Annotated in this window: 18 protein-coding genes and 4 tRNA genes; 6 read left to right on the top strand and 16 right to left on the bottom strand. The window is 58.1% G+C overall.

All coding sequences use genetic code 11. From position 1 onward, the window contains the following. The first annotated feature begins 75 nt into the window (after positions 1-75). A complete protein-coding gene (locus QRN61_RS10080) occupies positions 76-1,269 on the top strand; it encodes an MFS transporter (protein ID WP_285373707.1) in 1,194 nt (397 codons plus the stop codon). 556 nt (positions 1,270-1,825) lie between these two features. On the opposite strand, the gene QRN61_RS10085 is transcribed toward QRN61_RS10080, so the two are convergent. From QRN61_RS10085 to QRN61_RS10130, 10 genes are all read right to left on the bottom strand, one after another. Then, positions 1,826-3,697, bottom strand: coding sequence for a SurA N-terminal domain-containing protein (locus tag QRN61_RS10085; protein ID WP_096795699.1), 1,872 nt, complete (start codon positions 3,695-3,697; stop codon positions 1,826-1,828). A gap of 236 nt (positions 3,698-3,933) precedes the next feature. Next, on the bottom strand, positions 3,934-4,206 hold the full coding sequence (locus tag QRN61_RS10090; RefSeq protein ID WP_008077714.1) for an HU family DNA-binding protein: 273 nt from the start codon (positions 4,204-4,206) through the stop codon (positions 3,934-3,936). 148 nt (positions 4,207-4,354) lie between these two features. After that, positions 4,355-6,751, bottom strand: coding sequence for an endopeptidase La (gene lon / locus QRN61_RS10095; protein ID WP_027614583.1), 2,397 nt, complete (start codon positions 6,749-6,751; stop codon positions 4,355-4,357). 163 nt (positions 6,752-6,914) lie between these two features. Then, positions 6,915-8,198 (bottom strand): ATP-dependent Clp protease ATP-binding subunit ClpX, encoded by a 1,284-nt coding sequence (gene clpX, locus QRN61_RS10100; protein ID WP_003223632.1) that lies wholly within the window; start codon positions 8,196-8,198, stop codon positions 6,915-6,917. A 112-nt stretch (positions 8,199-8,310) separates the two neighbouring features. Beyond that, positions 8,311-8,946, bottom strand: a complete 636-nt coding sequence (gene clpP / locus QRN61_RS10105) for an ATP-dependent Clp endopeptidase proteolytic subunit ClpP (protein ID WP_007951559.1) — start codon at positions 8,944-8,946, stop codon at positions 8,311-8,313. Between the two features lie 92 nt (positions 8,947-9,038). Then, entirely contained in the window at positions 9,039-10,349 is a 1,311-nt protein-coding gene (gene tig, locus QRN61_RS10110; protein ID WP_027614582.1) for a trigger factor, read from the bottom strand. A gap of 398 nt (positions 10,350-10,747) precedes the next feature. After that, positions 10,748-10,823 (bottom strand) — tRNA-His (locus QRN61_RS10115). 76 nt (positions 10,824-10,899) lie between these two features. Then, positions 10,900-10,984: transfer RNA gene (locus QRN61_RS10120), tRNA-Leu, on the bottom strand. A gap of 58 nt (positions 10,985-11,042) precedes the next feature. After that, positions 11,043-11,118, bottom strand: a tRNA-His gene (locus tag QRN61_RS10125). A 32-nt stretch (positions 11,119-11,150) separates the two neighbouring features. Continuing rightward, positions 11,151-11,227: transfer RNA gene (locus QRN61_RS10130), tRNA-Arg, on the bottom strand. A 275-nt stretch (positions 11,228-11,502) separates the two neighbouring features. Here QRN61_RS10130 and folD point away from each other — a divergent pair. Together folD and pbpG are read left to right on the top strand one after the other, a co-directional pair. Further along, complete coding sequence (gene folD, locus QRN61_RS10135) at positions 11,503-12,357, top strand: bifunctional methylenetetrahydrofolate dehydrogenase/methenyltetrahydrofolate cyclohydrolase FolD (protein WP_003223627.1); 855 nt, start codon at positions 11,503-11,505, stop codon at positions 12,355-12,357. Positions 12,358-12,586: 229 nt separating this feature from the next. Then, positions 12,587-13,525 (top strand): D-alanyl-D-alanine endopeptidase, encoded by a 939-nt coding sequence (gene pbpG, locus QRN61_RS10140; RefSeq protein ID WP_041074112.1) that lies wholly within the window; start codon positions 12,587-12,589, stop codon positions 13,523-13,525. Positions 13,526-13,578: 53 nt separating this feature from the next. On the opposite strand, the gene QRN61_RS10145 is transcribed toward pbpG, so the two are convergent. The 3 genes from QRN61_RS10145 to QRN61_RS10155 all read right to left on the bottom strand — a co-directional run bounded on the left by QRN61_RS10145 (position 13,579) and on the right by QRN61_RS10155 (position 14,765). Continuing rightward, positions 13,579-13,785 (bottom strand): hypothetical protein, encoded by a 207-nt coding sequence (locus QRN61_RS10145; protein ID WP_027613905.1) that lies wholly within the window; start codon positions 13,783-13,785, stop codon positions 13,579-13,581. Positions 13,786-13,797: 12 nt separating this feature from the next. Then, positions 13,798-14,004: a DUF6021 family protein gene (locus tag QRN61_RS10150; protein WP_047597456.1), complete on the bottom strand. Its 207-nt coding sequence runs from the start codon at positions 14,002-14,004 to the stop codon at positions 13,798-13,800. 89 nt (positions 14,005-14,093) lie between these two features. Then, positions 14,094-14,765, bottom strand: coding sequence for a peptidase C39 family protein (locus QRN61_RS10155; RefSeq protein WP_183782895.1), 672 nt, complete (start codon positions 14,763-14,765; stop codon positions 14,094-14,096). A 232-nt stretch (positions 14,766-14,997) separates the two neighbouring features. On the opposite strand from QRN61_RS10155, the gene QRN61_RS10160 reads away from it, so the two are divergent. Continuing rightward, on the top strand, positions 14,998-15,165 hold the full coding sequence (locus QRN61_RS10160; RefSeq protein ID WP_183782511.1) for a hypothetical protein: 168 nt from the start codon (positions 14,998-15,000) through the stop codon (positions 15,163-15,165). Positions 15,166-15,238: 73 nt separating this feature from the next. On the opposite strand, the gene QRN61_RS10165 is transcribed toward QRN61_RS10160, so the two are convergent. Next, positions 15,239-15,988, bottom strand: a complete 750-nt coding sequence (locus QRN61_RS10165) for a TerC family protein (protein WP_027613902.1) — start codon at positions 15,986-15,988, stop codon at positions 15,239-15,241. Between the two features lie 29 nt (positions 15,989-16,017). Further along, positions 16,018-16,260 (bottom strand): hypothetical protein, encoded by a 243-nt coding sequence (locus QRN61_RS10170; protein WP_285373708.1) that lies wholly within the window; start codon positions 16,258-16,260, stop codon positions 16,018-16,020. 153 nt (positions 16,261-16,413) lie between these two features. Here QRN61_RS10170 and nhaR point away from each other — a divergent pair, with 153 nt between their 5' ends. Next, positions 16,414-17,313 carry a transcriptional activator NhaR gene (gene nhaR / locus QRN61_RS10175; protein WP_027613901.1) on the top strand — a complete coding sequence of 300 codons (900 nt, stop codon included), beginning with the start codon at positions 16,414-16,416 and terminating at the stop codon, positions 17,311-17,313. Here the strand turns inward: nhaR and QRN61_RS10180 are convergent. Continuing rightward, entirely contained in the window at positions 17,308-18,471 is a 1,164-nt protein-coding gene (locus QRN61_RS10180) for an MFS transporter (RefSeq protein WP_027613900.1), read from the bottom strand. The two genes, nhaR and QRN61_RS10180, sit on opposite strands and share 6 nt — an antisense overlap. 336 nt (positions 18,472-18,807) lie before the next feature. Here QRN61_RS10180 and sstT point away from each other — a divergent pair, with 336 nt between their 5' ends. Next, the gene (gene sstT / locus QRN61_RS10185; protein WP_096795703.1) at positions 18,808-20,040 is read left to right on the top strand and encodes a serine/threonine transporter SstT; all 1,233 of its coding nucleotides are present in this window, start codon (positions 18,808-18,810) and stop codon (positions 20,038-20,040) included. The last annotated feature ends 132 nt before the right edge of the window (positions 20,041-20,172 follow it).

Raw genomic sequence — 20,172 nt, forward strand, 5'->3', positions numbered from 1 at the left:
CGTAACCCATTTTTCTCCACTGCGCAGCGCCCTAGCCTATGGCCTTCACCCACTTCGGCACATGGACGCTGACTCATGAACGACGCACAACTGACCTCGGCCCTCACCCAGCCAGTCGACACCCGCGAACGATTGCCCCTCGGCGCCCTGCTGGCCCTGGCCACCGCCGGTTTCATCACGGTGCTGACCGAAGCCATGCCCGCCGGCCTGCTGCCACAAATGAGCGCGGGGCTGAATGTCTCCCAGGCACTGATCGGGCAACTGGTCACCCTGTACGCGATTGGCTCGATGCTCGCCGCCATCCCGCTGACCATCGTCACCCGCAGCTGGCGTCGTCGGCCATTGCTGCTGTCAGCCATCGGCGGCTTCGCCATCGCCAACAGCATCACCGCCGTGTCGGAATGGTACTGGCTGACTTTGACCGCACGCTTGCTCGCCGGGATATTTGCCGGGCTGCTGTGGGCGTTGCTGGCAGGCTACGCCAGCCGCATGGTTGCCCCACACCTGCAAGGCCGAGCGATCACTGTCGCCATGCTTGGCGCGCCGCTGGCACTCTCGCTGGGCATCCCGGCCGGCACACTACTCGGCACGCTGGTCGGCTGGCGCCTGAGCTTCGCCATCATGACTGCGCTGACGCTGTTGCTGGTGATCTGGGTGCGCTGGCAAGTGCCGGACTTTGCCGGAGAACACGCAGGAAAACGCCTGCCCCTACATCAGGTCTTCACCCTGCCCGGCGTACGCTCGGTGTTGTTCGTGACCTTGACCTACGTGATCGCCCACAACCTGCTGTACACCTACATCGCACCGTTCCTGCAACCGTCAGGACTGGCCAGCGATATCGACCGGGTGCTGCTGGTGTTCGGCCTGGCCTCAGTGCTGAGCCTGTGGATCGTCGGCAGCCTGATCGATCACTGGCTGCGCGAACTGATGCTGATCAGCACGCTGCTGTTCATGCTCTCCGCCATCGCTTTGGGCCTGTGGCGGGAATCGGCGACCGTGGTCTACCTCGCCGTCGCCGTGTGGGGCCTGGCGTTTGGTGCGATGCCTTCGCTGCTGCAGACTGCCTCGGCGAAAACCGCTGGAGAGGCTGCCGATACGGCGCAATCGATGCTGGTGACCCTGTGGAATGTCGGGATTGCCGGGGGTGGTTTGGCGGGTGGTTTGCTGCTGGGGAGTCTGGGGGTTGGGGGGTTTCCGTGGATTGTTGTGGGATTGCTGGTTTTGACCTTGAGTGCGGTGCTGAGGACGAGGGGCTATGGGTTTGTGTGATTGGGATGTTTGTCTGTGAGGGGCCGGGCGGCTAGTCGGCCGTCTTCGCTGGCAAGCCAGCTCCCACAATTGATCTGCGGATAGTCAGTTAGAGACAGGCCGGCTCGTAGGCCGCCATCGCCGGCAGGCCAGCTCCCACAGTAGCGCAAAAGCCGAACGCATGCTCTTCACCACTCAAATGGCCGAGTGTCAGCTCGCCGAAAGCTCTTGATCTTGCCGTGCCGGCCCCATCGGCAGGCTGAGTGAAGGGGTTTATCCGGGGGAAGGAGCGCAGCGACGTTTGGCGAAGCCAAACACATCGAGAGGAGGTGCAGCGAAGCAAACCGGAGGCGATGCCCCCGGATGAATCCCGTAACGAAGGAACCCGAGCCACGGCGAGGGCCGAACGCCGGGGCCAAGCCTTTTGGTTACTTTTCGGCGTCTGGAAAAGGTGACTCGCTGTAAGAGCGAAACCGCCAGCGGCAGCACCCGAAGCAACGGATATACACCCAAATCTCAACCATAAAAAAACCCCGACCATAAGATCGGGGCTTTCCAGTTACCACTCAGTCAACCATCAATACCGCTTGATGTCCGCCTGACTCTCCAACTGCTTACGGAACGCCGCAAAATCCTGCTGACCTTCACGCGAAGCCAGGAAACGACGGTACTGCGCCTTCTCTTCATCAGTCGGCGCTACCGCTTCATTCACACCGTCCAGACGCACAATCATCAGACTGCCGTCCTGCAAGGTCACGCTGCTGAACGTCGGCTTGCCCTTGGCCGCCGGTTTCGGCATGCGGAACAACGCCTGCAGCACAGTCGGGTCAACCCCTTCCTGAGCACGGGTCGCCGCGGTCACAACCTTCCAGTTCTGGCCATCAATCGCCTTGTCCAGCGCAGTCTTGCCATCACGCAGACTGGCGATCAACTGGTCAGCCTTGGTCTTGGCCGCAGCGCTGGCGTGCTCTTTGGTCAGTTGGGCACGGATCGCCGTGTTTACGGCTTCCAGTGGCAACTGCTCAGGCTTCAGGTGTTCCTTGGCGCGCAGCACGACCACGGTTTCCGGGTCCAGCTCGATACCGGTGCTGTTGGCGTTTTCTTCCAGCACTTCCTGACTGAACGCAGCCGTCACCACCGCGCGGTTGGCGGCGATGCCTTCGCCACCTTCACGGCCGAATGGCTTGGAGGTGTGCACAGTCAGTTTCAGATCTGCCGCAGGCTGGGCCAGGTCAGACGCTTCGAACGCCGAGTCTTCCAGTTGCTTGGTCGCCTCGACAAAACGCTGCTCGACCTGTTGAGTCTTCAGCTCGCGGGTCAACTTGTCTTTCAGGCTGGCCAGGGTCGGAACTTCCGGCGCTTCAACACCCAGCAGCTTGATCAGGTGGTAACCGAAGTCGGTACGCACCGGCTCGGACACCTGGTCCTTGTTCAGCGAGTACAGGGCTTTTTCGAAAGCTGGGTCATAGACGCCAGGACCGGCGAAACCGAGGTCACCGCCATTGTTGGCCGAACCCGGATCCTGCGAGAACTCCTTGGCCAGCGCTTCGAATTTCTCGCCCTTGGCCAGACGCGCCTGGACTTCTTCGATCTTCGCCTTGGCCTGAGCGTCGGTGGTCTTGTCGTTGACTTCGATCAGGATGTGCGCCGCACGACGCTGTTCCGACAGGTTGGCGATCTCTTTCTGATACGCCGCCTGCAGGTCTTCATCCTTGACCGCAACCTGGTCGAAGAAAGAAGACTTCTTCAGCTCGACATAATCGACGACCACTTGCTCAGGGGTCATGAACTCCTTGGCGTGCTCGTCGTAGTAAGCCTTGACCTCATCGTCGGTCAGCTTGACCGCGGCCGGGTCGGCCTTGACGTTCAGCGAAGCGAAATCGCGGGTCTGTTTTTCCAGACGGGCAAATGCCAGCACTTCGGCGTCGGTGACGAAGCCGCTACCGGCAACACCGGCGCGCAACTGACCGATCAGCATTTCCTGAGCCAGCATCTGGCGGAATTGCATGCGGGTGTAGCCCAGTTGACGAATCACCTGGTCGAAGCGCTCGGAGCTGAACTTGCCGTCCACCTGGAATTCAGGGGTCTGCAGGATCACCTGATCCAGCGCACCTTCGGAGAAAGCGAATTTCGATTGTTCTGCGCCTTGCAGCAGCAGCTTGCGATCGATCAGACCCTTGAGGGCCGATTCGCGGAGCATTTTTTCGTCAAGCAAGGAAGCATCGAAGTCCTTGCCCAGTTGTTGCATCAGCTGACGGCGTTGCATGTCAACGGCCTGGCTCAGCTCGTTCTGGCTGATTTCTTCACCATTGACCTTGGCCGCATCGTTGGTGTGCGTCGTGGCCTTGAAAATGGCATCGAAACCGGTCAGAGCCATCAGTGCAACGATGACCCCGATAATGGTCTTGGCAATCCAGCCTTGTGAATTGTCCCTGATATTCTGCAGCATGCGTCCCCCAGAAACGGTTGAACTTCAAAAATTAGGCAACCGTGGAGCGTGGGTAGAATCCGGATAGAAGAAAGGCGCATCCGAGGATGCGCCTTCTCGTAACTGGCGGAGCGGACAGGGCTCGAACCCTCGATCCCGGCGTTACAGGCGGCTGTTCCAGCGACCTGCTCTACCGCTCCGCTGCCAAGTCAGGCATGACCCCGACCCGGATGGGTAAAAACCTGAAACAAACTAACTTAGTTAACAGCTTCTTTCAGTGCTTTACCGGCTTTGAAACCTGGCTTTTTAGCAGCAGCGATTTGCAGCGTCTTGCCGGTCTGTGGGTTACGACCAACGCGAGCTGGACGATCAGTCACGGAGAAAGTGCCGAAACCAACCAGAACAACGGAGTCGCCAGCCTTGAGAGCGCCAGTGACGGATTCGATTACAGCGTCCAGCGCACGGCCAGCAGCAGCTTTCGGGATATCAGCGGATGCAGCGATAGCATCAATCAGTTCCGACTTGTTCACTCTAAGTCCCCTTATATCTATTTTGAGATGATTCTAAGTTTTTTGGTGAAAGCAAAAACGAGTGCTGAATGGCCTACAGACACTTAAGAGCCGCTTTATAACAAGGGCTCTAAAAAGCTGTCAAGGAAGCCCCCCAGGCAAAAACGTATTAATGCGTGCTAATTCTTTCCTTTGAATCAGACTCACGTTTTTCGTCCTTGGAAACTATCTCCGGAGCCACATCCGGCAAGGGCTCCGGCGCGTATTGCAGCGCAATTTGCAGGACCTCGTCAATCCATTTAACCGGTTTAATCTGCAGATCCTGCTTGATATTGTCAGGAATCTCCTTCAGATCGCGCACGTTCTCTTCCGGAATAATCACAATCTTGATTCCGCCACGGTGAGCCGCGAGCAGTTTTTCCTTCAGACCACCAATCGCCAACACTTGGCCACGCAGGGTAATTTCGCCGGTCATGGCGACATCGGCGCGCACCGGAATCCCGGTCAATGCCGAAACCAGTGCGGTGCACATGCCTACACCCGCGCTCGGACCGTCTTTCGGGGTCGCCCCTTCCGGCATGTGAATGTGCGTGTCGCGCTTCTCATGGAAGTCCAGCGGAATGCCCAGGCTTTTGGCACGGCTGCGCACAACGGTCAGCGCCGCAGTGATCGATTCGACCATTACATCGCCCAGCGAACCGGTCTTGATCAGCTGACCTTTACCCGGTACCACAGCCGCTTCGATGGTCAGCAATTCGCCGCCCACCTGCGTCCACGCGAGGCCAGTCACCTGACCGATCTGATCCTGTTGCTCTGCCAGACCGTAGCGGAATTTACGCACGCCGAGGAAGTGCTCGAGCAGGTCAGCTGTCACTTTTACCGAGAAGCGTTTTTCCAGCGCATGTTCTTTCACAGCCTTGCGGCAGACTTTGGCGATCTGACGTTCAAGGCCACGCACACCGGCTTCACGGGTGTAGTAACGGATGATGTCGCGGATCGCTTCTTCATCGAATTCCAGCTCGCCTTTCTTCAGACCATTGGCGGCAATCTGCTTGGGCGACAGGTACTTTACGGCGATGTTGATCTTTTCGTCTTCGGTGTAGCCCGGCAGACGAATGACTTCCATCCGGTCCAGCAATGCCGGCGGGATGTTCATCGAGTTCGAAGTGCACAGGAACATCACATCGGACAGGTCGTAATCGACTTCCAGATAGTGATCGTTGAAGTTGTGGTTCTGCTCCGGATCGAGCACTTCCAGCAACGCCGACGCCGGGTCGCCACGCATGTCGCTGCCCATTTTGTCGATTTCATCGAGCAGGAACAGCGGGTTGCGCACACCCACTTTTGTCATCTTTTGAATCAATCTTCCTGGCATCGAACCGATGTAGGTCCGGCGATGGCCACGAATTTCCGCCTCGTCACGCACGCCACCGAGGGCCATACGCACAAATTTACGGTTGGTGGCGTGGGCAATCGACTCTGCCAGCGAGGTCTTACCCACGCCAGGAGGACCCACCAGGCACAGCACCGGGCCACGGATCTTCTTCACGCGCTTCTGCACGGCGAGGTATTCAAGGATGCGCTCCTTGACCTCTTCGAGACCGTAGTGATCGGCGTCGAGAATGTCTTCAGCACGCGCCAGGTCGAGGCGTACCTTGCTTTGCGCCTTCCACGGCACCTGCACCAGCCAGTCGATGTAGGAGCGCACCACGGTGGCTTCAGCGGACATCGGCGACATTTGCTTGAGCTTGTTCAGCTCGGCGGTGGCTTTGGCCAAGGCATCTTTCGGCAGGCCGGCAGCATCGATGCGCTTTTTCAGCTCTTCGATTTCATTGTGACCTTCGTCACCGTCGCCCAGCTCTTTCTGAATGGCCTTCATCTGCTCATTCAGGTAGTACTCGCGCTGGCTGCGCTCCATTTGCTTTTTGACGCGGCCGCGAATGCGTTTTTCAACTTGCAGCAGATCGATTTCGGCATCCAGCAAGGCGAGCACGTGCTCGACCCGGGCCGACAGATCGATGATTTCGAGGATTTCCTGCTTCTGCTCGATCTTCAGCGCCATGTGCGCGGCCATGGTGTCGACCAGACGACCCGGCTCATCAATGCTGTTGAGCGACGACAGGACTTCAGCCGGGACCTTCTTGCCCAACTGCACGTATTGTTCGAACTGCGACAGCAGGCTGCGCACGAACACTTCGGATTCGCGCTCGGCGGCGTCGACTTCGTCGATCAGCGAGACTTCGGCGCGGCAATGCCCGTCGACTTCGCTGAAGCGCTCTACAGCACCGCGCTGCTCACCTTCGACCAGAACCTTGACGGTGCCGTCCGGCAGCTTCAGCAGCTGCAACACAGTGGCGATAGTACCTACGCGATAGAGAGCTTCTTCACCGGGATCATCGTCAGCCGGGTTTCTCTGGGCCAGCAGCAGGATCTGCTTGTCGCCCGTCATCGCGGCCTCGAGGGCTTCGATGGATTTCTCGCGCCCCACGAACAGCGGGATAACCATGTGCGGATACACCACGACATCACGCAATGGCAGGAGAGGCAATTCGATGGTTGTCTTCATGATTTCGCCTCTACGGCGGCCATATGGCCGTAATCAGATGGAATTAAACTTGAAACCAAGATGGGGGCTGCCTTGAAAAAAAACAAGCGCAAAGCGGATGTAAAAAACGACATAAAAAAAAAGAGGCCCGAAGGCCCCTTCTTTGTTCCGGCAGTATGGACGCTTACGCGTCCGGCGCTGCCTTGGCCGTCGGCTCACTGTTTTCGTAGATATACAGTGGCTTGGACTTGCCTTCAATCACGCTTTCATCGATGACGACTTTGCTCACTTCAGACTGCGAAGGGATTTCGTACATCGTGTCGAGCAGCACACCTTCGAGAATCGAACGCAGGCCACGGGCACCGGTTTTACGTTCCAGGGCACGCTTGGCGACCGATTTCAGTGCGTCGGTCCGGAACTCCAGATCCACGCCTTCCATCTCGAACAGCTTGGCATACTGTTTGGTCAGAGCATTTTTCGGCTCGGTGAGGATCTGCATCAACGCAGCCTCGTCGAGCTCGTCCAGCGTCGCAAGAACCGGCAGACGACCGACGAATTCCGGGATCAGACCGAACTTGACCAGATCGTCAGGCTCGACTTCACGCAGGGATTCACCGACTTTCTTGCCTTCTTCCTTGCTGCGCACTTCTGCGTTGAAACCGATGCCGCCCTTGGTGGAACGGTTTTGGATAACCTTTTCCAGACCAGAGAACGCACCACCGCAGATGAACAGGATGTTACGGGTGTCGACCTGCAGGAATTCCTGCTGCGGATGCTTGCGACCACCTTGCGGCGGAACGGAAGCGACCGTGCCTTCGATCAACTTGAGCAAGGCCTGCTGCACGCCTTCACCGGAAACATCGCGGGTGATCGACGGGTTGTCGGACTTGCGGGAAATCTTGTCGATTTCGTCGATATAGACAATGCCCATCTGGGCCTTTTCCACGTCGTAATCGCACTTTTGCAGCAATTTCTGAATGATGTTCTCGACATCTTCACCTACGTAACCGGCCTCGGTGAGGGTGGTTGCGTCAGCGATGGTGAACGGAACGTTCAGCAGGCGGGCCAGTGTTTCGGCCAGCAGGGTTTTACCGGAGCCTGTCGGGCCGATCAGCAGGATGTTGCTCTTGCCGAGTTCGACGTCGTCAGCCTTCTTGTCACGCTGGTTCAGGCGCTTGTAGTGGTTGTACACCGCTACGGCCAGAACCTTTTTCGCACGCTCCTGACCGATTACATACTGGTCAAGGATGCCGCTGATTTCTTTAGGCGAAGGCAATTTATGCGCGCTGCTTTCGGCCTGTGCTTCCTGCACCTCCTCGCGGATGATGTCATTGCACAGGTCGACGCACTCGTCGCAGATAAAGACCGAGGGGCCGGCAATCAATTTGCGCACTTCATGCTGGCTTTTGCCACAGAAGGAGCAATAGAGCAGCTTGCCGTTGTCCTCGCCGTTGCGGGTGTCAGTCATTCGTTCGATCCAAATCCGATAGGCTTGCAACACAAGATGAAGGCTATTGCGGGCTTTTTCAAGCCCGCTGGTGGCCGGACCTGCCGACCCACCTTATTTTGAGCTGCTTATTTTACGCAGGACGCTGGTTGATGACTTCGTCGATCAGGCCGTATTCCTTCGCAGCTTCTGCACTCATGAAGTTGTCGCGGTTGGTGTCACGCTCGATTTCTTCAAGCGTACGACCGCTGTGCTTGGCCATCAGCGTGTTCAGACGCTCGCGAATGAAGAGGATTTCCTTGGCATGGATTTCGATATCCGAGGCCTGGCCCTGGAAACCGCCCAGTGGCTGGTGAATCATCACACGCGAGTTCGGCAGGCAGAAACGCTTGCCTGGAGCACCGGCCGTCAGCAGGAATGCACCCATGCTGCACGCCTGACCAATGCACGTCGTCGAGACGTTTGGCTTGATGAACTGCATGGTGTCGTAGATCGACATGCCCGCTGTCACCGAGCCGCCCGGGGAGTTGATATAGAGATGGATGTCCTTGTCCGGGTTTTCCGCTTCAAGGAACAGCAATTGCGCACAGATCAGGTTGGCCATGTAGTCCTCTACAGGACCCACCAGAAAAATGACGCGCTCCTTCAGAAGGCGCGAGTAGATGTCATAGGCGCGCTCGCCACGAGCAGATTGCTCGACAACCATCGGGACCAGGCCGCCGGCGGCCTGGATATCAGAGTTCTGCTGAATATACGAATTACGGAACATGCTCTGCAGTCACTCCCAAATAGTTATGTCTTGAATACGCATAAGCCAGCTCGAAGGCTGGCTTATGTGTGTACTTCTTAACGCAAAAACAATCAGTCGGCTTTTGGAGCTTCTACCGGCTTGACCGCTTCTTCGTAAGAGACCGATTTGTCGGTCACGCTAGCTTTCTGCAGAACAGTATCCACAACTTGTTCTTCCAGCACAACCGAACGAACTTCGTTCAGTTGCTGCTCGTTCTTGTAGTACCAGGACACGACCTGCTCAGGTTCCTGGTAAGCCGAAGCCATTTCCTGAATCATTTCGCGAACGCGGGCTTCGTCAGGCTTCAGGTCGAATTGCTTGACCACTTCGGCCACGATCAGACCCAGCACTACACGGCGCTTGGCTTGCTCTTCGAACAGCTCGGCCGGCAGTTGGTCAGGCTTGATGTTGCCACCGAACTGCTGAACCGCCTGCACACGCAGACGGTCAACTTCGTTGGACAGCAGAGCCTTCGGCACTTCGATCGGGTTGGTGGCCAGCAGACCGTCCATTACCTGATTTTTTACCTTGGACTTGATGGCCTGACGCAGCTCACGCTCCATGTTCTTGCGAACTTCGGTGCGGAAACCGTCGATGCCGCTTTCCTTGATGCCGAATTGAGCGAAGAACTCTTCGTTCAGCTCTGGCAGCTTAGGCTCGGAAACGGTGTTGACCGTCACGGTGAACTCGGCGGTTTTGCCGGCCAGATCCAGGTTCTGATAGTCCTCAGGGAAGGTCAGGTTCAGAACGCGCTCTTCGCCCGCTTTAGCGCCCACCAGGCCTTCTTCGAAGCCCGGGATCATGCGACCGGAACCCAGCACCAGCTGAGTGCCTTTGGCCGAGCCGCCAGCGAAGGCTTCGCCGTCAACCTTGCCAACGAAATCAATGTTCAGTTGGTCTTCGTTCTGAGCAGCACGATCGGCCACTTCAAAACGGGTGTTCTGCTTGCGCAGGATGTCCAGCATCTTGTCCAGATCGGCGTCAGCCACTTCAGCGCTCAGACGCTCGACAGTGATGCCGTCGAAACCGGCAACGGTGAACTCAGGGAACACTTCGAATACGGCAACGTATTCCAGGTCTTTGCCAGCTTCCAGCGACTTCGGCTCAATCGAAGGCGAACCGGCAGGGTTCAGCTTCTGCTCAACCACGGCTTCGTAGAAGGAGGACTGGATGACATCACCAACAGCTTCCTGACGAGCGTCAGCACCGAAACGGCGCTTGATTTCGCTCATTGGCACTTTGCCTGGACGGAAGCCAGCAATCTTGGCCTTTTGGGCAGTCTGCTGCAGACGCTTGTTGACCTGGCTCTCAATGCGCTCAGCCGGCACGGTGACGCTCATGCGGCGCTCAAGAGCAGTAGTATTTTCAACAGAAACTTGCATGGATATTCCTCGTTGCACAGACGTTAGCCGGCCGTTTCCGACCCCAGAATCAAGGGCATGCATTCTAGTGGGTCAAACTCAAGAAGTCACCCTACTGAAAACGGGTAAAAAAACAGCAGGCCATTTATAGGTGTGAATGCAGCAATGCACTCCACCTCGAAGACGAATAAAGACCATCACGCCAAGGCTCTGCTTCAACCGCTTCTATATATAGAAGAGACTGCGAGCCATCTCCCTGACGGCTGATCCCGCGAACATGGCCGGCGGTCGGCACGCTGACAGCAAGCCCCTGAACACGACGAAACGCCCTGCCCTTCGACCCGAAACGCTGCGCGACAAACCACCAGCCGTAAAACAAAAAAGGCGCCAGACTGTTAAATCTGGCGCCTTTCGAAATATGGGGTGGACGATGGGGATCGAACCCACGACAACGGGAGTCACAATCCCGTGCTCTACCAACTGAGCTACGCCCACCATATTGCGTCACAAAAAAGCCATTCAACTTCTTTGCTGAACTTCATCAGGCCTGCGGCATGAATGAAGCTTTAATTGGTGCGGATGAAGAGACTCGAACTCTTACGCCTCGCGGCGCTGGAACCTAAATCCAGTGTGTCTACCAATTCCACCACATCCGCAGATGAAGCTTTTTAAAGCAAAGGCGCCAGATTGTTACATCTGGCGCCTTTCGAAATATGGGGTGGACGATGGGGATCGAACCCACGACAACGGGAGTCACAATCCCGTGCTCTACCAACTGAGCTACGCCCACCATATCGCGCTACTTGTGCCAAAGCTGCCTAATGGCGCACCCGGCAGGACTCGAACCTGCGACCATCCGCTTAGAAGGCGGATGCTCTATCCAGCTGAGCTACGGGCGCCTTATTAATCTGTACTCTTGGAGGACTACAAACTAAATGCTTTCCAGCTTCGCAGAACGCTAATTCCGCTCAACCTTCTTAACCAGTGCTAGGCTGTGCCCGACAAGTGCGACGAATAGTATAGAGCGCTCCCAAGGTCGTCAAATCCTTTTTGAAAAAAATTCATTTAATTAAAGGAGTTAGGGGAATTTGCTGACCAAGCGCCTTTGCCCTCACCGTCTGACATGCGAGAATGCGTTCTCTTTTTTTCCCCTCTCGATGGTTAATCACGCGCAATGACTGCACAACTAATCGACGGCAAATCGATCGCCGCCAGCCTGCGCCAGCAGATCGCCCAACGAGTTGCCGAGCGTCGCCAGCAAGGCCTGCGCACTCCCGGCCTCGCGGTGATCCTGGTCGGCAGCGATCCTGCCTCTCAGGTTTATGTCTCGCACAAGCGTAAAGACTGTGAAGAGGTCGGCTTCCTCTCTCAAGCCTACGACCTGCCTTCCGAAACCACTCAAGAAGCGCTGACCGATCTGATCGATCGCCTCAACGACGACCCGGCCATCGACGGCGTGCTGCTGCAACTGCCGCTGCCCGAGCACCTGGACGCCTCCAAACTGCTGGAGCGCATTCGCCCGGACAAAGACGTCGATGGCTTCCATCCTTATAACGTCGGCCGCCTGGCCCAGCGCATTCCGTTGCTGCGTCCGTGCACCCCAAAAGGCATCATGACCTTGCTGGAAAGCACCGGCGTTGACCTTTATGGTCTGGATGCGGTGGTGGTGGGTGCGTCGAACATCGTCGGCCGCCCGATGGCGATGGAACTGCTGCTGGCCGGTTGCACCGTGACCGTCACCCACCGTTTCACCAAGGACCTGGCCGGCCACGTCGGTCGCGCTGACCTGGTGGTGGTCGCCGCCGGCAAGCCGGGACTGGTCAAGGGTGAGTGGATCAAGGAAGGCGCGATCGTCATCGACGTCGGCATCAACCGTCAGGACGATGGCAAGCTGGTCGGTGACGTGGTGTATGAAACCGCCCTGCCCCGCGCCGGCTGGATCACTCCGGTTCCCGGCGGCGTTGGCCCGATGACCCGTGCCTGCCTGCTGGAAAACACCCTCTACGCGGCAGAAACCCTGCACGCCTGAGACGTTTTTGCGCAGTAAAAGAACCCCGCCTTGTGCGGGGTTTTTCGTATCTGAGAAAAAACACTAACCGTTCGCCGGAAACCCCTATTTTTACAGGCCTTTTCACGAGATTTTCAGGTCATTCAAACAACCATCGACAGATCTTCAGCCATACTCCTAGAATGCGACGCTTTGAAGAAATAACCCGTTACAAACTAACGGAATATCCAACCTTTATGAGTTCGCCCGCGTGAAAATTCGTCTTTCGATCCTGAGCCTGGTTTTTGCTTTTTCAGGCACATTCGTCACGCCAACCGTCAACGCCGCTGAAACTACCGCCGCGCCACGCGATGCTTCGCAATTGAAGATCGCCTCCGGCAGCGCCCTGCTTATGGATTTGCAGACCAATAAAGTCATCTATTCGAGCAACCCGGATGTGATCGTACCGATCGCTTCGGTGAGCAAACTGATGACCGGACTGGTGGTGGTTGAAGCGCACCAGAACATGGACGAATGGATCGACGTCGACATCAGCCACACGCCGGAAATGAAAGGCGTGTTCTCCCGAGTCAAACTCAAGAGCGAACTGCCGCGTCGCGAGATGCTGCTGATTGCCCTGATGTCCTCGGAGAACCGTGCGGCCGCCAGCCTCGCGCATCACTACCCGGGCGGTTATGCAGCATTCATCGCGGCGATGAATGCCAAGGCCAAGGCACTGGGCATGACCAACACCCACTATGTCGAACCGACCGGCTTGTCGGAACGTAACGTCTCCACCGCCCGCGATCTGAGCAAACTGTTGGTGGCCGCGAGCAAGCATCCGATCCTCACTGAACTGACGACCACCAAAGAAAAAACGGTGTCGTTCCGCAAACCCAACTACACCCTGGGTTTCCGCAACACCGATCACCTGGTGAACAAGGCTGACTGGGACATCAAGATCACCAAAACCGGCTTCACCAACCCGGCAGGTCATTGTCTGGTGCTGGTAACGCGGATGAGCAACCGCCCGGTTGCCCTGGTGATTCTCGATGCGTTCGGCAAGTACACGCATTTTGCAGATGCCAGCCGTATCCGCAGCTGGATGGAAACCGGACGCAGCACCAACGTTCCGGCAGTGGCCCAACAATACAAGGCCGAAAAGAACCTCAAGGCGCGCCAGAGCGGCGTGGTCGAAGCCTCCAAGTAGTTCGCGAAACAATAAAAAGCCCCGGCATCTCGGGGCTTTTTACTGCCTGCGTCTCAGTCATTGGGCAGCGGCATCTGTTCGTCATCGGGAATGCCATCACCGGCACTCGGATCACGATGATGCTCCGGCGTCAGCACATTAGGCCGTGCCAACGGATCCCTCAGCGGACTGTCCGGATCCAGCACAGGATCCACGTCGTCCTCAGGCGTGGTCGGCACGCTGTCCGGTTTTTTATCGTCGAAGCTGGAATCGGTACTCATACGCACCTCACTTCAGGGTTTCAGATCGGCCAACGGATCATAGGGCTTGGCCGGTCGCTGGCTGTCGTCGTCGGGTTGCACGTCTCGCGGCGCCTTGGCGGGGCCGACCGGATCAACCTGCGGATCGTCGAGATCCGGCGAATCCGGATCGAAACCCAGATCATGACCGGACGAATGCTCGCTTGAGTGTGGGCCTTTCGGGGATGGGGAATCTGCCATGCTCGCCTCCTGATTCACCCGCACATTCGGGCTCTATCAGTGAGAGGCCTGCCGGGCGTGAGGGTGCCCGGCAGATGACGAACGGAGCCTTAATGTGCGGCCAAGGCCTTTCTGGCTTGCGCCGCTTCACGTTCCTGCCCGGCCTGCGTCAGCTCGTCCGCGGCCTTGAGCCAGCGCTGGCGGTCGACTTCGGCAGGAATCTGCGACGGTTTCTGGATCAGTACTGCCCAGCCGCCGGATTTTTCGAAGGCGGATTCAAAGGAACTGAAACTCATCAGTTCGCGGCGATTCATCCCGGCGCGCAACAGCACCTTCTGTTTCAGCCGGTCATAACCGGAAAGGATCGCGTAACGCGGTTCAGCCCAGAACGCCGAGCCTTCACTGAAGCGCACCATCACCGGATAACCGGCCGCCACCTGAGTCAACAAGGCAGGCAGGTTCTTGTCCAGCGGGTAGACCACCATGCCGTAATCACGGGCCAGGTTCTGCAGATTCTGCTGCAACTGATCCTGTGCCCCCGGCAGATGCAACGGTTTTTCCAGCAGGCCCGGGGTGATCATGATGCCTTGCTGCGACAACAGGCTGGCCAGCACTTGCGGACCACTCTGATTGGCTTCGCCGCGATAGAACGTGCCGCTGAGTTCGACCCGTTCCGGCAGACGCTTGACCTGCGGCGCGACACTGCCCGCACACCCTGCCAACACCGCCGCGCAACCGGCCACCAGCAACGCCCCTCGCAATCGAGAAAATACCTGCACCATCATCACTCTCGTCAGACGCCGGTCATCGTGTTCCGGCAACGCCTGCGATCATAGGGCGGCGCAGGCCTGCGGTATAGCCTTAAACCTCAGACCGATCGTTTGCATAGAGCGAACTGATTGGTCATTACCGACCTTTGGTCAATAGTCTGAAACACCCCATTGTCTAGACTGTCACTGAAACAGAGCGAATTGAAAAAGTGAGTGCCCGACGCAGGGCAAAGAGGAGGCACTGATGAGCCTGACCATGACTATCGTAATGCTGATCGCCGGCTGGCTGGCCGTGGCCGCTGCCATGTTATGGGGCGTGCTGCGAATTTCGCGGCGCCACCATCACCCGCAGCCACCTGTGGCGGTCGAAAAACCGCAAAAGCACAACGTACGGCACGCGACCGCACATTGATACTGCAAACGTTCCGCCCATAAAAAAGCCCCCTGAACGCTTGGCGCTCAGGGGGCTTTTGGCTGGTCAGCGCTTACGCCTGCTGCGCCAGTTTCTTCTGCTTCGCCCGGCGCGACATCATGTTCAACACCTCAATCGCTGCCGAGAACGCCATGGCCGCGTACACATACCCTTTCGGTACGTGGGCGCCGAAGCCTTCGGCGATCAGCGTCATGCCGATCATGATCAGGAAGCCCAGCGCCAGCATCACCACCGTCGGGTTGTCGTTGATGAACTTGGCCAGCGGTTCAGCCGCGAACAGCATCACCATTACCGAGACCACCACTGCGATCACCATGATCGGCAAGTGCTCAGTCATGCCCACCGCGGTAATGATGCTGTCGATCGAGAACACCATGTCCAGCATCAGGATCTGACCGATCGCAGCCGCAAAACCCAAGGTCACGGTCGATGTCGCGGATTTCGGGTCTTCCGGCGCCGGGTCCATGCTGTGATGGATCTCGGTTGTGGCTTTCCACACCAGGAACAGACCACCGGCAATCAGGATCATGTCCTTCCATGAGAACGCCTGGCCCATGATTTCGATCACGGGGGCAGTCAACTGCACAATGAAGGCGATGGTGCTCAACAGGGCCAGACGCAGAATCAGCGCCATGCCGATACCGATGCGCCGCGCCTTCTGCCGATGCTGCACGGGCAGTTTGTTGGTCAGGATCGAAATAAAGATCAGGTTATCGATGCCGAGCACGATCTCCATCACCACCAGTGTGGCCAAAGCAACCCAGGCGGCGGGGCTGGCGGCGAGTTCTAACAGATATTCCATGGGTCAGTCCTGACTCTGTGTAAGACGGTTTAGATGGTCTTGGAGGAAGATTCGGATTTTTCCGCGTCTTTTTCCGGTGTTTCTTTTTTCTCGATCAGGCCGCCGGTGGCTTCGCTGAGTGCTTGTTCAGCAGCCTTGTGCGTGTCGTCGATCGCCTGTTTGGCGCTTTCGGCGGCCTTGCCCATCAACTGCTGGGCGCTTTTCTCGGCCTGATCGCAACCGGCCATAAGCAGTAAAGACGTAAACATCAACGCTGGAATTGTGTATTTCATGGGACTTCCTTCGAATGAACAGACAGGGTCACAGACCGCCCGTCGATGGCTGGGCATTCTAGGGAGACAAACACTTCAGTAAAATTCGTATTTTTAGCGGCTATACTTCGGTTTTTACGAATCCAATACCTTCAAAACAGAGGTCGTGGCTCGATGCTCAACTACCGACAACTGCATTACTTCTGGGTGGTCGCCAAAACCGGCAGCATCGTGCGTGCCTGCGAGCAGCTTAACCTCACGCCACAAACCATCAGCGGGCAGATTTCGCTGCTCGAACAAACCTACGGCATCGAACTGTTTCAACGGGTCGGCCGCCAACTGGAGCTGACCGAAGCCGGACGCCAAGCCCTGCCCTACGCCGAGCAGATGTTTCAGTTAGGCGGCGAACTGGAGCTGATGCTGCGCGCCCAGCCCAACGAGCAGCAGATCCTGTTCCGCGTCGGCGTGGCGGACGTGGTGCCCAAGTCCATCGTCTACCGCCTGATTGCGCCGACCATGGAGTTGCACGAGCCGCTACGCATCACCTGCCGCGAAGACAAACTCGAACGCCTGCTGGCGGATCTGGCCATCCAGCGCCTGGACCTGGTGATTTCCGACAGCCCGATGCCGTCGCACCTCGACATCAAGGGCTACAGCCAGAAGCTCGGCGAATGCGGAATCAGTTTCTTCGCCACCGCGCAGCTGGCGGCACAATACGGGCAGGATTTCCCGCGCAGCCTCAACGGCGCACCGCTGCTGATTCCCGGGGCGGAAACCGTGGTGCGCAGCCGTTTGCAACGCTGGTTCGCCGAGCAACAGATACAGCCGCGAATCGTCGGGGAGTTCGATGACAGCGCCCTGATGCAGGCCTTCGGCCAATCGGGCAGCGGGATTTTCATCGGCCCGAGCGTGATTGCCGATGAAGTCAAACGCCAGTACGGCGTCGAGGAGATTGGCCAGACCGACGCGGTGACCGAGTCGTTCTATGCCATTTCGGTGGAGCGCAAGGTCAAGCACCCCGGCATCGTTGCGATTACCGAAGGTGCCCGACGCGAGCTGTTTACCGCGTTATGACGTCTGGGCGCACGCTTCGCGCGGCTTGAGCGTCATCAGCACCATGGCGAGGAACACCGACAGCAGGATGAACCCGGCAGCGGCGAACCCCAGAAAGCCGAGGCCGGCACTGTCGATCACTCGACCGCCGATCATCGCTCCGAGGCCGATCCCGAGGTTGGCCCCGGCGATATTCAGCGAGGCGGCAAAGGCTGGCGCTTCCGGTGCGGCCTTCATCAGGCGTACATGGCTGACCAGGAACAACGCAGCCTGGGTGATACCCCAGATGCCCATGGCCACCGCCAGCCCCACCGTCGAGTGAATGTTCGGCACCAGCGAGACCATGCCGGCAATCATGAACGCGCAGAACAACACCGAGGCGCCCAGTGGATGACGATCCACCGCGCGACCGCCCAGTGAGTTGCCGATCAGCCCGACCGCACCGAAGCCCATCAGGCACCAGCCAACCACCGTACCGTTGAACCCGGCCAGACGCTCAAGAATGTCGGCCAGATAGGTATAAGCGGTGAACATGCCGCTGAATACCAGAATCGACAACAGCACATGGCCGATCATCAGCGGGTTGCGCAGGATCTTGAACTGCGAAGCAAAACTGACCTGATGCTGGTGCAGACTGGTTTTCGGCAGGTAAACAAACAGCAGCAAGGCCTTGGCGAAAGCGATCACCGCCAGAATCGCGAACGCACTGCGCCAGCCGAACGCATCGGAAATCAAGGTGCCCACCGGAATGCCGAACACCGTCGCGCAAACAATGCCGAAGCCGATCTTGGCAATCGCGCGGCCGGCGTGATCCGGGCCGACGATGTCCACCGCCGTCTCACTGGCCAAGGCCCAGAACACCGGCAGGCCGAGCGCCGGGATCAGCCGGGCGATGGCCATGACCCAGATGTTCGGCGCCAGCGCCGCAACGGTGTTGGCCAGGCCGAACATGATCAAAATCGTGATGAACAACTTGCGCCGCTCGAACCGGGCGAAATACGCGGTCAAAAATGGACCGAACATCGCCACCGTGAAAGCGAATAGAGTCACCAGCAAACCGGCCTGCGGAATGGTTACCGCCAGGTCGCGGGCAATGGCCGGCAACAGGCCGACGATGACGAACTCTGTGGTCAGCACCGTGAATCCGGCGGCGGACAACAGAAGAATGGGCAACAGCATGAGCAACTCCAGCAAAACGACGACACCAGCGATGACCAAGAGGCCCGCTGGCAGACTATGAAAATGAGGATGGCGAATCTTAACAGAGTGTTTCCGGGCTGACTTGCACAAACCTGCCGACTTGCCGATCAATCCGGTGGCAGATCGTCACAGGCCTGAAGGATAACGCCTACGCTGTGATAAAGTCCGCGCCCTGAAAAACGTACACCCTAATCAGCGGCCTGTTTAACAGCGTTGATGGCGCGTCAGCCCTTTCGGTTCGTGCCGGTGACCTGCCCCCGATGTATCACCGGTTTCACGCAACCTTGCACCCTATAAAAAATCAGAGATGCCGTTATGACCGCTTCATCCCCTTCTCTATTGCAACGCCTGAAAAACCTCAGCCTGGTCACGCAGATCCTGATCGGCCTGATTGCCGGTATCGCTCTGGCGCTGTTCGCCCCGGAAGCGGCGAAAGGCTCGGCGTTCATCGGCAAAGTGTTCGTCTCGGCGCTGAAAGCCGTGGCGCCGATTCTGGTGTTCGTGCTGGTAATGGCGTCGATCGCCAACCACAAGCACGGTCAGGAAACCCATATCCGGCCGATCCTGTTTCTGTATCTGCTCGGCACATTCGCTGCGGCGGTGGTGGCGGTGGTTGCCAGCATGGCGTTTCCCTCGCATCTGGTGCTGTCCACCGACAACGTCGCGGTGACGGCTCCGGGCGGGATCACTGAAGTCCTGCAGAGCCTGCTGTTGAGCGTGGTCGATAACCCGGTCAGCGCACTGATGAATGCCAACTTCATCGGCATTCTGGCCTGGGCGATCGGCATGGGCGTCGCGATTCGCCACGCCGGTGACACCACCCGCGAAGTGGTTGGCGATCTGTCCAACGGCGTGACGCTGATCGTGCGCGTGGTGATTCGCTTCGCACCTCTGGGCATTTTCGGTCTGGTGGCCTCGACCCTCGCGACCTCGGGCTTCGGCGCACTGATCGGTTACGCGCACCTGCTGGGCGTGCTGCTGGGCTGCATGCTGTTCGTCGCGCTGGTGATGAACCCGCTGATCGTGTTCTGGAAACTGCGCCGCAACCCGTACCCGCTGACCCTCAAGTGCCTGCGCGAAAGCGGGATCACCGCGTTCTTCACCCGCAGCTCGGCGGCGAACATTCCGGTCAACCTGGAACTGAGCAAGCGCCTGGGCCTGCACGAAGACACCTACTCGGTATCGATCCCGCTGGGCGCAACCATCAACATGGCTGGCGCGGCGATCACCATCACCGTGCTGACCCTGGCCGCCGTGCACACGCTGGGGATTGCCGTGGACATCCCGACCGCGATCCTGCTCAGCGTTGTCGCGGCGATCTGCGCCTGTGGCGCCTCGGGCGTGGCCGGCGGCTCGCTGCTGCTGATTCCGCTGGCGTGCAGCCTGTTCGGTATCCCGAGCGAGATTGCCATGCAGGTGGTGGCGGTCGGTTTCATCATTGGGGTGTTGCAGGACTCGGCGGAGACGGCGTTGAATTCGTCCACCGATGTGCTGTTTACCGCCGCGGCGTGCCTGGGTGAAGAGGCAAAAGCCCAGCGCACTGCGTAACAATTGCTGCAATGAAAAGCCCGCCAAGGTGTGAACCCTGGCGGGCTTTTTTGTGGCCGAGATCTTTCCCCCCTCACCCCAACCCTCTCCCCCCAAGGGGCGAGGGGGGAAAGGGAGCCGATCTTTGTCGCA

It is taken from the genome of Pseudomonas sp. lyk4-TYG-107 (assembly GCF_030209055.1).
GTDB lineage: Bacteria > Pseudomonadota > Gammaproteobacteria > Pseudomonadales > Pseudomonadaceae > Aquipseudomonas > Aquipseudomonas putida_A.

What these genes read in the sequence shown, in the direction of transcription:
- sstT (WP_096795703.1), top strand. Translation starts at nt 18,808, where the DNA reads ATGACCGCTTCATCCCCTTCTCTATTGCAACGCCTGAAAAACCTCAGC.
- nhaR (WP_027613901.1), top strand. Translation starts at nt 16,414, where the DNA reads ATGCTCAACTACCGACAACTGCATTACTTCTGGGTGGTCGCCAAAACC.
- QRN61_RS10145 (WP_027613905.1), bottom strand. Translation starts at nt 13,785, where the DNA reads ATGAGTACCGATTCCAGCTTCGACGATAAAAAACCGGACAGCGTGCCG.
- QRN61_RS10080 (WP_285373707.1), top strand. Translation starts at nt 76, where the DNA reads ATGAACGACGCACAACTGACCTCGGCCCTCACCCAGCCAGTCGACACC.
- QRN61_RS10085 (WP_096795699.1), bottom strand. Translation starts at nt 3,697, where the DNA reads ATGCTGCAGAATATCAGGGACAATTCACAAGGCTGGATTGCCAAGACC.
- QRN61_RS10160 (WP_183782511.1), top strand. Translation starts at nt 14,998, where the DNA reads ATGAGCCTGACCATGACTATCGTAATGCTGATCGCCGGCTGGCTGGCC.
- QRN61_RS10155 (WP_183782895.1), bottom strand. Translation starts at nt 14,765, where the DNA reads ATGGTGCAGGTATTTTCTCGATTGCGAGGGGCGTTGCTGGTGGCCGGT.
- QRN61_RS10165 (WP_027613902.1), bottom strand. Translation starts at nt 15,988, where the DNA reads ATGGAATATCTGTTAGAACTCGCCGCCAGCCCCGCCGCCTGGGTTGCT.
- QRN61_RS10150 (WP_047597456.1), bottom strand. Translation starts at nt 14,004, where the DNA reads ATGGCAGATTCCCCATCCCCGAAAGGCCCACACTCAAGCGAGCATTCG.
- clpP (WP_007951559.1), bottom strand. Translation starts at nt 8,946, where the DNA reads ATGTTCCGTAATTCGTATATTCAGCAGAACTCTGATATCCAGGCCGCC.
- folD (WP_003223627.1), top strand. Translation starts at nt 11,503, where the DNA reads ATGACTGCACAACTAATCGACGGCAAATCGATCGCCGCCAGCCTGCGC.
- QRN61_RS10170 (WP_285373708.1), bottom strand. Translation starts at nt 16,260, where the DNA reads ATGAAATACACAATTCCAGCGTTGATGTTTACGTCTTTACTGCTTATG.
- clpX (WP_003223632.1), bottom strand. Translation starts at nt 8,198, where the DNA reads ATGACTGACACCCGCAACGGCGAGGACAACGGCAAGCTGCTCTATTGC.
- tig (WP_027614582.1), bottom strand. Translation starts at nt 10,349, where the DNA reads ATGCAAGTTTCTGTTGAAAATACTACTGCTCTTGAGCGCCGCATGAGC.
- QRN61_RS10180 (WP_027613900.1), bottom strand. Translation starts at nt 18,471, where the DNA reads ATGCTGTTGCCCATTCTTCTGTTGTCCGCCGCCGGATTCACGGTGCTG.
- lon (WP_027614583.1), bottom strand. Translation starts at nt 6,751, where the DNA reads ATGAAGACAACCATCGAATTGCCTCTCCTGCCATTGCGTGATGTCGTG.